The sequence below is a fragment of the Thiosocius teredinicola genome (assembly GCF_002009425.1).
Taxonomy (GTDB): Bacteria; Pseudomonadota; Gammaproteobacteria; order Chromatiales; family Chromatiaceae; genus Thiosocius; species Thiosocius teredinicola.
Genome location: NZ_CP019936.1, coordinates 4,329,694 through 4,341,819 on the forward strand (window position 1 = coordinate 4,329,694; position 12,126 = coordinate 4,341,819).

Genomic DNA, 12,126 nt, shown 5'->3' on the forward strand with positions numbered 1-12,126 from the left:
CCTTATTTCTTTTTCGCTTCTTTGCGGATGATGCGCTCATCTGCATAGCGAACACCTTTGCCTTTATAAGGCTCCGGCGGGCGGAAACCACGAATCTCAGCGGCGACTTGTCCGACGCGCTGCTTGTCACTGCCCGAGACAACGATCTCGGTCTGCGACGGCGTTTCGATCGTGATGCCTTCTGGCACGCTGTAGTCGATCGGGTGCGAGAAGCCGAGGCTCAGATTGAGTACCTTGCCTTTGCCCTGGGCGCGGTAACCCACACCAACGAGCTGCAGCTTTTTCTGGAAACCCTCGCTGACGCCGTGCACCATGTTGCCCAGCAAGGCACGCATGGTGCCGGCCATGGCCCAGGCCGCATCGTCTGCCGGGGTAACGGTAACGACGCCGTCGTCTACCTTCACCGAAACGCTCGGATGTAAGTTCAGTTCCAAGGTGCCTTTTCCACCCTTGACGGTGACGTGCTGGCCATCGACCCTGACATCGACGCCCTTGGCGACCGTGATAGGTGCTTTTGCAATACGTGACATCTCAGCACCCCCCGTTAAGCGACGTAGGCGACGACTTCACCGCCGTGCCCCTGTTTGCGGGCTTCGCGGTCAGTCATAACGCCTTTCGAAGTGGATACGATGGCGATACCGAGGCCGCCACGCACCTGCGGCAGCTCGTCGCGACTCTTATAGATGCGTAGTCCGGGCCGACTGACACGCTTGATGTAGTCGATAACCGGCTCGCCTTGGAAATATTTCAGAGTGATTTCAAGCGCAGGTTTTCCACTGAGTTCGGCTGAGCCGAAATCGATGATATAGCCTTCATCCTTGAGGACTTTGGCAACCGCAGCTTTCTGCTTCGAGGCCGGCATACGGACGGTCGTTTTGCCCGCAGCCTGACCGTTACGAATACGGGTCAGCATATCCGCGATCGGATCTGACATGCTCATTTATGAGACTCCTTTGGGTCAAACCGCCCTTGTTGGACGCGATACCCGGTTCACGAAAAAGGCCCCCTACTCGAGGGAGCCGCGCAATATAGCCGAATTGTAGGCGAAATGCTAGCGGGTTTTACCAGCTGGCTTTCTTCAATCCGGGAACGTCGCCGCGCATCGCCGCTTCGCGCAACTTATTGCGGCACAGACCGAATTTGCGGTAGACCGCGTGCGGCCGACCGGAAACCCGGCAACGACGTTGCTGGCGTGCCGGACTGGCGTCACGCGGAAGCTTTTGCAGCGCAATAACCGCCGCGTCGACCTCTTCATGGGACTTGCTGCGATCATTGATGATCGCTTTCAGTTCCGCGCGCTTGTTAGCGTACTGAGCCACCTTTTTGGCGCGCTTGGCCTCACGGGCCCACATGCTTTTCTTTGCCATAATCTATGTTCGCCGATTATTTGAACGGGAAGTTGAAGCCGTCGAGCAGCGCCCGGCACTCTTCGTCACTCGCCGCCGAAGTGGTGATCGTGATATCCATGCCGCGCAGAGCATCAACTTTGTCGTATTCGACTTCGGGGAAGATGATCTGTTCCTTCACGCCCATGCTGTAGTTGCCGCGGCCGTCAAACGACTTGGCGCTCACACCACGGAAGTCACGGATACGCGGCATCGCGATGTTGATCAGGCGGTCGAGGAATTCGTACATACGGTCACGGCGCAAGGTGACCTTGCAACCGACCGGCCAGCCTTCACGGATTTTGAAGCCCGCAACCGATTTCTTCGCCTTGTTGACGATCGGCTTCTGACCAGCGATCTTTTCCATGTCGCCGACTGCGAATTCCATAACTTTCTTATCGCCCACGGCCTCGCCGACACCCATGTTCAGCGTGATCTTTTCGATGCGCGGAACCTGCATGATCGTCTTGTAGCCAAACTTATCCATCAGTTTCGGAACGACGGAATCTTTGTAATGTTGCTGTAGCCTTGCCATCGCTATCGCCTCAGACGTCAACGACTTCGCCGTTGGACTTAAACACACGCACCTTGCGACCATCATCGAGCACTTTGAAGCCCACACGATCGCCCTTGTCAGCCGCCGGGTTGTACAGCGCGACATTCGACACGTGCAGCGGCATTTCCTTATCGATAATACCGCCCTGCTCACCCTTGTTTGGGTTCGGCTTCACGTGCTTCTTCGCCAGGTTGATGTTCTCAACCACAACACGGTCTTCCACGACGTGAAGCACAGTGCCACGCTTGCCTTTGTCTTTGCCGGCCAGGACGATGACGTCATCGCCTTTGCGAATCTTGCTTGCCATCTCTAATTTCCTCAGAGCACTTCGGGCGCGAGCGAGATGATCTTCATGAACTTCTCGCTTCGCAGTTCACGGGTCACCGGCCCGAAGATACGGGTACCGATGGGCTCGAGCTTGCTGTTCAGCAGCACGGCCGCATTGCCGTCGAAACGGATCAGCGAACCATCGGCGCGACGAACGCCCTTGCGGGTACGCACGACAACCGCGTTGAACACGTCGCCTTTCTTAACCTTACCGCGCGGGTTAGCGTCCTTGATAGACACCTTAATGATGTCCCCGATACCGGCGTAGCGCCGATGGGAACCACCCAGCACTTTGATGCACTGAACGCGGCGCGCGCCACTGTTGTCGGCGACGTTCAGCAAAGACTGCATCTGGATCATGACACTACCCCACCAAATTCCAATTCGTAGATATTTTTAATCAGCTCGGGCGCTCGACCAGCTTCACGAAGCGCCAAGTTTTCGTCTTTGACAGCGGTCGGCATTGCTCGACAACCACGACATCACCAATCTGGCACTCGTTGTTCTCGTCGTGCGCATGCACCTTGGTCGAACGGCGGACAAACTTCCCGTAGAGCGGGTGCTTCACGCGACGCTCGATCATGACGGTAATGCTTTTGTCCATCTTGTCACTGACTACGCGACCCTGCAGGGTGCGGTTTTCGGCTGCCTGCTCGCTCATGCTTCACCTGCCTGGCGCTTTTGGTTGATAACCGTTTTGACGCGCGCGATATTGCGACGCACGTCCTTCATCAGATGCGGTCGAGCGAACTGGCCCGTGCCGCGCTGCATACGCAGGTTGAACTGCTCTTTGAGCAGGTCATGCAAAGCCTCACGCAGCTCTGCTTCGGTTTTTCCGCGAAGTTCTGACGCTTTCATCACAGGATCATCCGTTTAACGAAGGCCGTTTGCACCGGCAGTTTTGCGGCCGCCAATTCGAAGGCCTGGCGCGCCAAGTCTTCGTTCACACCTTCAATTTCATACAACATGCGGCCGGGCTGGATCTGGGCAACCCAGTACTCCACGTTACCCTTACCTTTACCCATGCGGACCTCGAGCGGCTTCTTCGAGATCGGCTTGTCGGGGAATACGCGAATCCACAATTTACCGCCGCGCTTTACGGTACGCGTGATCGTGCGGCGAGCAGCCTCGATCTGGCGCGCAGTGATGCGGCCACGACCAGTCGCTTTCAGGCCGAACTCACCGAAGCTGACTTTGTTGCCGGATTGCGCCAGACCGCGGTTGCGGCCCTTCATTTGCTTCCGGAACTTTGTACGTTTTGGTTGCAGCATGTTTCTACCTTATCCCCGCGGAGCGCCTTTGGTCGGAGCCGGTGCTTCCTGCTCTTCCTGGCGATCGCCGAATACCTCGCCTTTAAAGATCCAAACCTTGACACCGATGATGCCGTAAGTGGTTTGAGCCTCGGCGAAGCCGTAGTCGATATCCGCACGCAGCGTGTGCAGCGGCACGCGGCCTTCGCGATACCATTCGCTACGGGCAATTTCAGCACCGTTCAAACGCCCGGCGATGTTCACCTTGATACCCTGTGCACCCAGGCGCATCGAGTTCTGTACCGCACGCTTCATAGCGCGGCGGAACATGATGCGGCGCTCGAGCTGTTGGGCGATGCTCTCGGCGACCAATTGGGCATCGAGTTCCGGCTTGCGGATCTCTTCGATGCTGATATGCACCGGGATACCCATGCGCGCGGAAACTTCTTTGCGCAGCGCGTCGATGTCTTCACCTTTCTTACCGATCACCAAACCCGGACGTGCGGTATGGATGGTGATGTGGGCATTCTTTGCCGGGCGGTCGATCTGGATACGACTGACTGACGCCTGGCGCAGTTTGTTCTTCAGAAAATCGCGGACCTCGAGATCCGTGTTCAGAAGATCGGCATAGTTCTTACTGTCGGCGTACCACTTCGACGTCCAGTCCGAAACAATGCCGAGGCGAATACCGTTTGGATGTACTTTCTGACCCATAATCTTGTCCGCTTACTCGTCCGCTACCGTGACGGTGATGTGACTGGTGCGCTTGAGAATTCGAGCAGCACGACCTTTCGCCCGCGCACGGATGCGCTTCATCGTCGGCCCCTCATCGACGCAAACCGTCTTGACCTTCAGTTCGTCGACGTCGGCGCCTTCGTTGTTCTCAGCGTTCGCAACTGCCGAATCCAATACTTTCTTCATCAGCGCTGCGCCCTTTTTCTTGCTGAACATCAGCACGTTCAAGGCTTGTTCGACCGGGAGTCCGCGGATCTGATCGGCCACCAAGCGGCCTTTCTGAGCCGACAGGCGTGCGAAACGCAATTTCGCTACAGCTTGCATTGACCTCTCCTTACCTGGACTTCTTGTCCGCCACGTGGCCGCGATAGTTGCGGGTCAGGGCGAACTCACCGAGTTTATGACCAACCATGTTCTCGGAGACCAACACCGGAACATGCTGCTTGCCGTTATGCACAGCGATCGTCAAACCGACCATGTCGGGACTGACCATCGAACGGCGCGACCAGGTCTTGATCGGGCGGCGATCGTTGGCTTCGCGCGCAGCCTCCACCTTCTTCTGCAGGTGAAGGTCAATAAAAGGACCTTTGCGAATTGAACGTGGCATTGCCTTCTAACCTCTCACCTAAATTACTTGCGGCGACGATCGCGAACGATAAACTTGTCGGTCCGCTTGTTCGAACGCGTCTTGTAGCCCTTGGTTGGGGTACCCCACGGGCTGACTGGGTGACGCCCGCCCGAAGTACGACCTTCACCACCACCGTGGGGGTGATCAACCGGGTTCATAACGACACCACGTACGGTCGGACGCACACCGCGCCAGCGAGTGGCACCCGCTTTACCCAGCTTGCGCAGGTTGTGTTCCGAGTTGCTCGCAGCACCCAGAGTTGCGCGACAATCGGCATGCACCTTGCGCATCTCGCCTGAACGCAGACGCAACGTTGCGTAGTCGCCTTCGCGCGCAACCAACTGAGCCGAAGCACCAGCGCTGCGTGCGATTTGCGCACCTTTGCCAATCTTCAGTTCGATGCAGTGGATCGTGCTACCCACAGGGATATTACGCAGCGCCATGGCATTGCCCGGTGCGATCGGCGCTTCGACGCCCGATCGAATTTCGGCACCGGCCTGAATGCCGGCTGGTGCGATGATGTAGCGGCGCTCGCCATCAGCGTACTTGATCAGCGCGATGTGCGCAGTTCGATTCGGATCATATTCGATGCGCTCGACAAAGCCCGGAACACCGTCCTTATCACGCTTGAAATCGATGATTCGATAACGCTGCTTGTGACCACCACCCTTGTGACGCGTGGTGATACGGCCGTTGTTGTTGCGACCACCGGTTTTGCTCTTATGCGCGACCAATGCGGAGTGCGGCGCACCTTTGTGCAAGCCTTCACTCTTGACCTGGACGACGTGACGACGACCCGGTGATGTCGGTTTTGTCTTGACGATTGCCATTGTTCTATCCGTTTCCTAGCCGCGGGCCCAATCAGGCACCGGTGGCGAAATCGATATCGTGCCCTTCCTGCAAGCGGACGTAGGCCTTTTTCCAGCTATTGCGCTTGCCGAGCATCGCGCCGAAACGCTTTTGCTTGCCCTTCACATTCGCGGTGCGCACATCTTCGACCTTTACGTCGAACATCAACTCAACCGCCCGCGCAATCTCCGGTTTGGTGGCGTCGGTAGCCACGCGAAACACAAACTGATTCGACACATCTGCGGCCATGGCGCTCTTCTCAGACACCACCGGGCTCAGCAGGATCGACATCAAACGCTCTTTGCTGCTCATGCCAGTTTCTCCTCGAGTGCCTTCAATGCACCGGAAGTGACAACCACCTTGTTGAACCCGATCAGGCTTACCGGATCCACTTCGTTCAGCGCGCGCGCGTCGACGTGATACAGGTTACGGCTCGCGAGTTGCAGGTTTTCATCGAATGCTTCAGTGATGATCAATGCATCGTTGGCATCCATTTCCGCCAACTTGCTTGCCAGCTCTTTGGTCTTCGGCGCCGAAACGCTGAAGCTGTCGACAACAATCAGCCGATCCTGGCGAACCAGCTCCGACAGGATTGAGCGCAAAGCACCGCGATACATCTTCCGATTGACCTTCTGCTCGTAGCTGCGCGGCTTAGCCGCAAAGGTCACACCACCGGTGCGGAAGATCGGGCTACGTATCGTGCCCTGACGCGCGCGACCTGTGCCTTTCTGGCGAAACGGTTTAGCGCCGCCACCACTGACCGCCGAGCGGTTTTTCTGCGCCTTGGTGCCGGAACGGGCCGCCGCCATGTAGGCGACAACGACCTGGTGCACCAGCGATTCTTTGTAATCAGCGCCAAATACGGCGTCCGAGACCTGGATGCTAGATCCGCCTTGTACGTTCAGGTCCATGTTCTCAACCCTTGTTCTTCAGTTTGATCGCCGGCGTTACAACGACGTCGCCACCACGCGAACCCGGAACCGCACCTTTGACCAGCAGCAAGTTGCGATCGGCATCGACACGAACGATCTCAATGTTCTGGGTGGTCACACGCTCCGCACCCATATGGCCGGCCATTTTCTTGCCCTTGAACACGCGACCCGGGGTCTGACACTGACCGATCGAGCCCGGAGCACGATGCGAGAGTGAGTTACCGTGCGTTGCGTCCTGTGTGCGGAAGTTGTGACGCTTCACACCACCCTGGAAACCTTTACCTTTACTGGTACCGCGCACGTCGACCATCTGGCCCGCTTCGAACAGCGCCGCATTCAATTCAGCGCCAACTTCAGGCACGTCGCCCGCATGATCATCCAAGCGGAATTCCCACAGACCACGGCCTGCTTCGATTCCACCTTTTGCATAGTGACCAGCCATCGGCTTGTTCACGCGCGAGGCCTTGCGGCCGCCGACAGTGACCTGAATTGCGCTGTAACCGTCGGTTTCCGCCGAGCGGACCTGCGTTACGCGGTTCGGCTCAACTTCGATCACGGTCACCGGCACGGAGACACCTTCTTCGGTGAAGACGCGTGTCATGCCTGCTTTGCGGCCTACGATTCCAATCGCCATGTCTCTAACCTCAGTTCAGTTTGATCTGAACATCAACACCCGCTGCCAGATCGAGTTTCATCAGTGCATCGACGGTCTTGTCGGTCGGATCCACGATGTCCATCAAGCGCTTATGGGTACGAATCTCATACTGATCGCGCGCGTCTTTGTTGACGTGCGGAGAGATCAGCACTGTGAAGCGCTCCTTCTTGGTCGGCAGCGGGATCGGGCCCAACACCTGAGCACCGGTACGCTTCGCGGTATCAACGATCTCGCGCGCGGACTGGTCGATCAACCGATGATCGAAGGACTTCAGACGAATACGAATACGCTGACTGGTCATTATTTGTTACTCGATAATCTTGGCAACGACACCGGCGCCGACCGTACGGCCGCCTTCGCGGATTGCAAATCGCAGACCTTCGTCCATCGCGATCGGCGCAATCAGCTTCACCGTCATCTTTACGTTATCGCCCGGCATCACCATCTCGACGCCTTCCGGCAGTTCGCACGCACCCGTCACGTCCGTCGTACGGAAGTAGAACTGCGGACGATAGCCATTGAAGAACGGCGTATGACGACCACCTTCGTCCTTGCTCAGGACATACACTTCGGCTTCGAAGTGGGTGTGCGGGGTGATCGAGCCCGGCTTCGCCAGGACCTGACCACGCTCGACGTCATCACGCTTGGTGCCACGCAGCAGAACGCCGACGTTGTCACCAGCTTCTCCGCGGTCGAGCAGCTTGCGGAACATTTCAACACCCGTACACGTGGTCTTGGTGGTGTCCTTGATACCGACGATCTCAACTTCGTCACCGACATTGATCACGCCACGCTCGATACGACCGGTGACCACGGTGCCGCGACCGGAGATCGAGAACACGTCTTCGATCGGCATGATGAACGCGCCATCAACCGCACGCTCCGGCGTCGGGATGTAGGTGTCCAGCGCCTCGACCAGCTTGTCGATCGACGGGGTGCCGATGTCCGAGCTGTCGCCTTCGAGCGCCTTGAGCGCCGAACCGACGATGATCGGGGTGTCGTCTCCCGGGAATTCGTACGAATCCAGCAGCTCGCGGATCTCCATTTCGACCAGCTCGAGCAGCTCTTCGTCGTCGACCATGTCGGCCTTGTTCATGTACACAATGATGTACGGCACGCCAACCTGACGCGACAGCAGGATGTGCTCGCGGGTCTGCGGCATCGGGCCGTCTGCTGCCGAAACCACCAGAATCGCGCCGTCCATCTGCGCCGCACCGGTGATCATGTTCTTGACGTAGTCCGCGTGTCCCGGGCAGTCAACGTGCGCGTAGTGGCGCGACTCCGACTCGTATTCAACGTGCGCGGTCGCGATCGTGATACCACGCTCACGCTCTTCCGGCGCATTGTCGATCTGGTCGTAAGCCTTCGTCTCACCACCAAACTTCGAGGCCTGGTGCGTCGTAATCGCCGCCGTCAGCGTCGTCTTACCGTGGTCAACGTGACCAATCGTGCCCACGTTAACGTGCGGTTTTGTACGTTCAAATTTTTCCTTGGACACCGTTGTACCCCTTAAACCTGTTGGGACCTTTCAGTCACTAACCGTTAGTGTTTCTTCATGATGGCCTCAGCAACACTGCTGGGCACTTCACTGTATTTGGCGAATTCCATGCTGTAGGAAGCACGACCCTGGGTCGAGCTACGCAGCGACGTCGCATAACCGAACATTTCTGCCAGCGGCACTTCTGCCTTGACCATCTTGCCGGTAGGGCCGTCTTCCATACCCTGGACCATGCCGCGACGTGAATTCAGATCACCGATCACGTCACCCATGTATTCTTCTGGTGTTTCCACCTCGACCTTCATCATCGGCTCGAGAATCACCGGCTTGGCCTTCTGCACGCCCGCCTTGAAACCCATCGAACCCGCGATCTTGAAGGCGTTTTCGTTCGAGTCCACCTCGTGATACGAACCGTCGTACAGGGTGACCTTGACGTCGACCACCGGATAACCAGCGATAACGCCGCCCTGCATCGCTTCCTGGATACCTTTGTCAACGGCCGGGATGTATTCGCGTGGAACGACACCACCGACGATCTCGTTGACGAATTCGTAGCCCGCGCCCGATTCCTGAGGCTCAATCTTCAACCACACGTGGCCGAACTGGCCGCGACCGCCCGACTGTCGAACAAACTTGCCTTCGACTTCGGTTTTCCCACGAATGGTTTCGCGGTAGGCGACCTGCGGCGCACCGACATTGGCCTCGACCTTGAATTCGCGCTTCATGCGGTCGACGATGATATCGAGGTGCAACTCACCCATGCCCGAGATAATCGTCTGACCCGATTCTTCATCGGTGTGCACACGGAATGAGGGGTCTTCTTGAGCCAAACGACCCAATGCGATGCCCATCTTCTCCTGATCGCTCTTGGTCTTCGGCTCGACAGCAACCGAGATGACCGGATCAGGGAACTCCATGCGCTCCAGGGTGATGATATTGTTCCCGTCGCACAGGGTGTCACCGGTGGTGACGTCTTTCAGACCAACCGCAGCCGCGATATCGCCGGCGCGAACTTCTTTGATCTCTTCGCGCGAGTTGGCATGCATCTGCAGGATACGACCAACTCGCTCTTTCTTGCTCTTGACCGGGTTGTAGACCGCATCACCGGAATTCAACACGCCGGAGTAGCAACGGAAGAACGTCAACGAACCGACAAACGGGTCGGTGGCGATCTTGAACGCCAACGCCGAGAACGGCTCTTCATCGGACGAATGGCGCTCGCCTTCCGAGCCGTCTTCCAACACGCCTTTGATCGACAGCACATCGGTCGGCGCAGGCATCAGCTCGATAATCTTGTCGAGCATGGCCTGGACACCCTTGTTCTTGAACGCGGTGCCGCAGGTCATCGGCACAATTTCCAGGCGCAAGGTGCGCGCACGCAGTCCTTCGAGAATCTCCTCTTCGTTGAGATCGCTCTCTTCGAGGTATTTCTCCATCAGCGTTTCGTTGGCCTCGGCTGCCGCCTCAACCATCTTCTCGCGCCACTCAGTGCATACGTCGACCAGGTCTTCCGGAATATCGAGATACTCGAACTGCATCCCCATATTCTCTTCCGACCATTTGATGGCCTTCATCTTGACCAGGTCGACAACACCCGAGAAGTCTTCTTCGGCACCAATCGGAACCTGGATCGGCACTGGAACAGCACCGAGGCGATCTTTCAGCTGCTTTACAACGCGGAAGAAGTTGGCGCCCATACGGTCCATCTTGTTGACGAACGCCATGCGCGGAACTTTGTACTTGTTGGCCTGACGCCAAACCGTCTCGGATTGCGGCTGAACGCCACCTACCGCACACAGAACGAAGACCGCGCCGTCCAATACCCGCAAAGAACGCTCGACCTCGATGGTGAAATCGACGTGTCCAGGGGTATCGATAATGTTGATACGGTGCTGGGGATACTGCTGTGCCATCCCGCTCCAGAAGCAGGTGGTCGCCGCAGACGTGATCGTGATACCGCGCTCCTGTTCCTGCTCCATCCAGTCCATGGTCGCAGCGCCGTCGTGCACTTCACCGATCTTGTGCGAGACACCGGTGTAGTACAACACGCGTTCGGTCGTAGTCGTCTTACCAGCATCAATGTGCGCCATGATGCCGATATTGCGATAACGATCGATAGGTGTGGTACGTGCCACTGTCTTATCCCGCCCCGTAATGTAAAAGAACGATGAAGCTGGTTACTACCAGCGGTAATGAGAGAACGCTTTGTTCGCCTCAGCCATGCGATGAGTTTCTTCCTTCTTCTTCACTGCCGAGCCTTTCTGCTCCGCAGCGTCCATCAACTCGCCAGCCAGACGCGCCGCCATCGACTTCTCGCTGCGCTTACGGGCAGCATCAATCAACCAGCGCATCGCCAGGGTGTTACGACGGACCGGACGAACCTCGACGGGTACCTGGTAGGTTGCACCACCCACACGCCGGGATTTAACCTCGACGACCGGACGCACGTTCTCGAGCGCCAGCTCAAGCGTTTCCATCGGGTCACCGCCGCGCTTCTCGGTCACGCTATCGAGCGCGCCATACAGAATGCGCTCGGCAACGGCCTTTTTGCCGTCTTCCATCACCATGTTGATGAATTTGGCGAGCGTCTGGCTACCGAACTTCGGGTCCGGCAGGATCTCTCGCTTGGCTGCAACTCTTCTTCTAGGCATTTCGCTTTACTCTTGATCTACTCGTGACCGCTCACCGCGGCCCCACTCAACGCTCAAGCTTCGAACCGACCGGGAGTTAACCCTTCGGACGCTTGGCGCCGTACTTCGAACGACCCTGACGACGCTTCTCGACGCCAGAGGTATCCAGGCTGCCGCGAACCACGTGGTAACGCACACCCGGTAAGTCCTTAACACGGCCGCCACGGATCAGGACCACACTGTGCTCCTGCAGGTTGTGACCCTCACCGCCGATGTAGCTCGACACTTCGTAGCCATTGGTCAGACGCACACGGGCGACTTTACGCAAGGCCGAGTTCGGCTTTTTCGGGGTCGTGGTGTAGACGCGCGTGCAAACGCCACGCTTCTGCGGGCATGCCTCAAGAGCCGGTACGTTGCTCTTTTCCACTTTGCGCTTGCGCGGCTTACGGACCAATTGATTAATAGTAGCCATCTAACCTTTCGTCTCCGGACGGTTCGACACCTGGTGTCGACGTCAAAAATTCGCGTAGCCGCCCCCGTCCGGTCTGCTTGCTAAAGCGCCGGGCGATGTAGCGGCTACTTGAATCTCAATTCTGTTCGCGAAGCGACTGATTTGTCGCAATTTTTCGGGCGGGGTTGCTGGCCCACCTTCAGCGAAGACCGCGAATTCTATGCGTGTCC

At 57.5% G+C, this 12,126-nt stretch carries 21 protein-coding genes; all 21 read right to left on the minus strand.

Annotation, left to right across the window (positions count from 1 at the left end):
• Window positions 1-2: 2 nt before the first annotated feature.
• The 21 genes from rplF to rpsL all read right to left on the minus strand — a co-directional run bounded on the left by rplF (window position 3) and on the right by rpsL (window position 11,917).
• On the minus strand, window positions 3-530 hold the full coding sequence (rplF, locus tag B1781_RS20410) for a 50S ribosomal protein L6 (RefSeq protein ID WP_078121417.1): 528 nt from the start codon (window positions 528-530) through the stop codon (window positions 3-5).
• A gap of 14 nt (window positions 531-544) precedes the next feature.
• On the minus strand, window positions 545-940 hold the full coding sequence (gene rpsH / locus B1781_RS20415) for a 30S ribosomal protein S8 (protein WP_078121418.1): 396 nt from the start codon (window positions 938-940) through the stop codon (window positions 545-547).
• A gap of 121 nt (window positions 941-1,061) precedes the next feature.
• Window positions 1,062-1,367, minus strand: coding sequence for a 30S ribosomal protein S14 (gene rpsN, locus B1781_RS20420; RefSeq protein WP_078121419.1), 306 nt, complete (start codon window positions 1,365-1,367; stop codon window positions 1,062-1,064).
• Window positions 1,368-1,383: 16 nt separating this feature from the next.
• Window positions 1,384-1,920: a 50S ribosomal protein L5 gene (gene rplE, locus B1781_RS20425; RefSeq protein ID WP_078121420.1), complete on the minus strand. Its 537-nt coding sequence runs from the start codon at window positions 1,918-1,920 to the stop codon at window positions 1,384-1,386.
• A gap of 10 nt (window positions 1,921-1,930) precedes the next feature.
• Window positions 1,931-2,248, minus strand: a complete 318-nt coding sequence (gene rplX, locus B1781_RS20430; RefSeq protein ID WP_078121421.1) for a 50S ribosomal protein L24 — start codon at window positions 2,246-2,248, stop codon at window positions 1,931-1,933.
• Between the two features lie 11 nt (window positions 2,249-2,259).
• Window positions 2,260-2,628 carry a 50S ribosomal protein L14 gene (gene rplN, locus B1781_RS20435; RefSeq protein WP_078121422.1) on the minus strand — a complete coding sequence of 123 codons (369 nt, stop codon included), beginning with the start codon at window positions 2,626-2,628 and terminating at the stop codon, window positions 2,260-2,262.
• Between the two features lie 40 nt (window positions 2,629-2,668).
• Window positions 2,669-2,929 (minus strand): 30S ribosomal protein S17, encoded by a 261-nt coding sequence (gene rpsQ, locus B1781_RS20440; protein WP_078121423.1) that lies wholly within the window; start codon window positions 2,927-2,929, stop codon window positions 2,669-2,671.
• Complete coding sequence (gene rpmC, locus B1781_RS20445) at window positions 2,926-3,126, minus strand: 50S ribosomal protein L29 (RefSeq protein WP_078121424.1); 201 nt, start codon at window positions 3,124-3,126, stop codon at window positions 2,926-2,928. The genes rpsQ and rpmC overlap by 4 nt, the downstream gene beginning before the upstream one ends.
• The gene (gene rplP / locus B1781_RS20450; protein WP_078121425.1) at window positions 3,126-3,539 is read right to left on the minus strand and encodes a 50S ribosomal protein L16; all 414 of its coding nucleotides are present in this window, start codon (window positions 3,537-3,539) and stop codon (window positions 3,126-3,128) included. Before rplP ends, rpmC begins: the two co-directional genes overlap by 1 nt.
• Before the next feature lie 9 nt (window positions 3,540-3,548).
• The gene (gene rpsC, locus B1781_RS20455; protein ID WP_078121426.1) at window positions 3,549-4,232 is read right to left on the minus strand and encodes a 30S ribosomal protein S3; all 684 of its coding nucleotides are present in this window, start codon (window positions 4,230-4,232) and stop codon (window positions 3,549-3,551) included.
• A 12-nt stretch (window positions 4,233-4,244) separates the two neighbouring features.
• Complete coding sequence (rplV, locus tag B1781_RS20460) at window positions 4,245-4,577, minus strand: 50S ribosomal protein L22 (protein WP_078121427.1); 333 nt, start codon at window positions 4,575-4,577, stop codon at window positions 4,245-4,247.
• 10 nt (window positions 4,578-4,587) lie between these two features.
• Complete coding sequence (rpsS, locus tag B1781_RS20465) at window positions 4,588-4,860, minus strand: 30S ribosomal protein S19 (protein WP_078121428.1); 273 nt, start codon at window positions 4,858-4,860, stop codon at window positions 4,588-4,590.
• 23 nt (window positions 4,861-4,883) lie between these two features.
• Complete coding sequence (rplB, locus tag B1781_RS20470) at window positions 4,884-5,711, minus strand: 50S ribosomal protein L2 (protein WP_078121429.1); 828 nt, start codon at window positions 5,709-5,711, stop codon at window positions 4,884-4,886.
• 31 nt (window positions 5,712-5,742) lie between these two features.
• Entirely contained in the window at window positions 5,743-6,042 is a 300-nt protein-coding gene (rplW, locus tag B1781_RS20475; protein WP_078121430.1) for a 50S ribosomal protein L23, read from the minus strand.
• A complete protein-coding gene (rplD, locus tag B1781_RS20480) occupies window positions 6,039-6,641 on the minus strand; it encodes a 50S ribosomal protein L4 (RefSeq protein ID WP_078121431.1) in 603 nt (200 codons plus the stop codon). Before rplD ends, rplW begins: the two co-directional genes overlap by 4 nt.
• A gap of 4 nt (window positions 6,642-6,645) precedes the next feature.
• Window positions 6,646-7,296, minus strand: a complete 651-nt coding sequence (gene rplC, locus B1781_RS20485) for a 50S ribosomal protein L3 (protein WP_078121432.1) — start codon at window positions 7,294-7,296, stop codon at window positions 6,646-6,648.
• Window positions 7,297-7,306: 10 nt separating this feature from the next.
• Window positions 7,307-7,618 (minus strand): 30S ribosomal protein S10, encoded by a 312-nt coding sequence (gene rpsJ / locus B1781_RS20490; protein WP_078121433.1) that lies wholly within the window; start codon window positions 7,616-7,618, stop codon window positions 7,307-7,309.
• Between the two features lie 6 nt (window positions 7,619-7,624).
• Window positions 7,625-8,815, minus strand: coding sequence for an elongation factor Tu (tuf, locus tag B1781_RS20495; protein WP_078121434.1), 1,191 nt, complete (start codon window positions 8,813-8,815; stop codon window positions 7,625-7,627).
• 44 nt (window positions 8,816-8,859) lie between these two features.
• Window positions 8,860-10,950 (minus strand): elongation factor G, encoded by a 2,091-nt coding sequence (fusA, locus tag B1781_RS20500; RefSeq protein WP_078121435.1) that lies wholly within the window; start codon window positions 10,948-10,950, stop codon window positions 8,860-8,862.
• A 45-nt stretch (window positions 10,951-10,995) separates the two neighbouring features.
• Window positions 10,996-11,466 carry a 30S ribosomal protein S7 gene (gene rpsG / locus B1781_RS20505; RefSeq protein WP_078121436.1) on the minus strand — a complete coding sequence of 157 codons (471 nt, stop codon included), beginning with the start codon at window positions 11,464-11,466 and terminating at the stop codon, window positions 10,996-10,998.
• A 76-nt stretch (window positions 11,467-11,542) separates the two neighbouring features.
• Entirely contained in the window at window positions 11,543-11,917 is a 375-nt protein-coding gene (rpsL, locus tag B1781_RS20510; protein ID WP_078121437.1) for a 30S ribosomal protein S12, read from the minus strand.
• Window positions 11,918-12,126: the final 209 nt, after the last annotated feature.

What these genes read in the sequence shown, in the direction of transcription:
- rplD (WP_078121431.1), bottom strand. Translation starts at nt 6,641, where the DNA reads ATGGACCTGAACGTACAAGGCGGATCTAGCATCCAGGTCTCGGACGCC.
- rpsH (WP_078121418.1), bottom strand. Translation starts at nt 940, where the DNA reads ATGAGCATGTCAGATCCGATCGCGGATATGCTGACCCGTATTCGTAAC.
- rplB (WP_078121429.1), bottom strand. Translation starts at nt 5,711, where the DNA reads ATGGCAATCGTCAAGACAAAACCGACATCACCGGGTCGTCGTCACGTC.
- rpsJ (WP_078121433.1), bottom strand. Translation starts at nt 7,618, where the DNA reads ATGACCAGTCAGCGTATTCGTATTCGTCTGAAGTCCTTCGATCATCGG.
- rplP (WP_078121425.1), bottom strand. Translation starts at nt 3,539, where the DNA reads ATGCTGCAACCAAAACGTACAAAGTTCCGGAAGCAAATGAAGGGCCGC.
- rpsN (WP_078121419.1), bottom strand. Translation starts at nt 1,367, where the DNA reads ATGGCAAAGAAAAGCATGTGGGCCCGTGAGGCCAAGCGCGCCAAAAAG.
- rplN (WP_078121422.1), bottom strand. Translation starts at nt 2,628, where the DNA reads ATGATCCAGATGCAGTCTTTGCTGAACGTCGCCGACAACAGTGGCGCG.
- rplF (WP_078121417.1), bottom strand. Translation starts at nt 530, where the DNA reads ATGTCACGTATTGCAAAAGCACCTATCACGGTCGCCAAGGGCGTCGAT.
- rpmC (WP_078121424.1), bottom strand. Translation starts at nt 3,126, where the DNA reads ATGAAAGCGTCAGAACTTCGCGGAAAAACCGAAGCAGAGCTGCGTGAG.
- rpsL (WP_078121437.1), bottom strand. Translation starts at nt 11,917, where the DNA reads ATGGCTACTATTAATCAATTGGTCCGTAAGCCGCGCAAGCGCAAAGTG.
- rpsC (WP_078121426.1), bottom strand. Translation starts at nt 4,232, where the DNA reads ATGGGTCAGAAAGTACATCCAAACGGTATTCGCCTCGGCATTGTTTCG.
- rplE (WP_078121420.1), bottom strand. Translation starts at nt 1,920, where the DNA reads ATGGCAAGGCTACAGCAACATTACAAAGATTCCGTCGTTCCGAAACTG.
- rplV (WP_078121427.1), bottom strand. Translation starts at nt 4,577, where the DNA reads ATGCAAGCTGTAGCGAAATTGCGTTTCGCACGCCTGTCGGCTCAGAAA.
- rplC (WP_078121432.1), bottom strand. Translation starts at nt 7,296, where the DNA reads ATGGCGATTGGAATCGTAGGCCGCAAAGCAGGCATGACACGCGTCTTC.
- rplW (WP_078121430.1), bottom strand. Translation starts at nt 6,042, where the DNA reads ATGAGCAGCAAAGAGCGTTTGATGTCGATCCTGCTGAGCCCGGTGGTG.
- rpsQ (WP_078121423.1), bottom strand. Translation starts at nt 2,929, where the DNA reads ATGAGCGAGCAGGCAGCCGAAAACCGCACCCTGCAGGGTCGCGTAGTC.
- rpsS (WP_078121428.1), bottom strand. Translation starts at nt 4,860, where the DNA reads ATGCCACGTTCAATTCGCAAAGGTCCTTTTATTGACCTTCACCTGCAG.
- rplX (WP_078121421.1), bottom strand. Translation starts at nt 2,248, where the DNA reads ATGGCAAGCAAGATTCGCAAAGGCGATGACGTCATCGTCCTGGCCGGC.
- rpsG (WP_078121436.1), bottom strand. Translation starts at nt 11,466, where the DNA reads ATGCCTAGAAGAAGAGTTGCAGCCAAGCGAGAGATCCTGCCGGACCCG.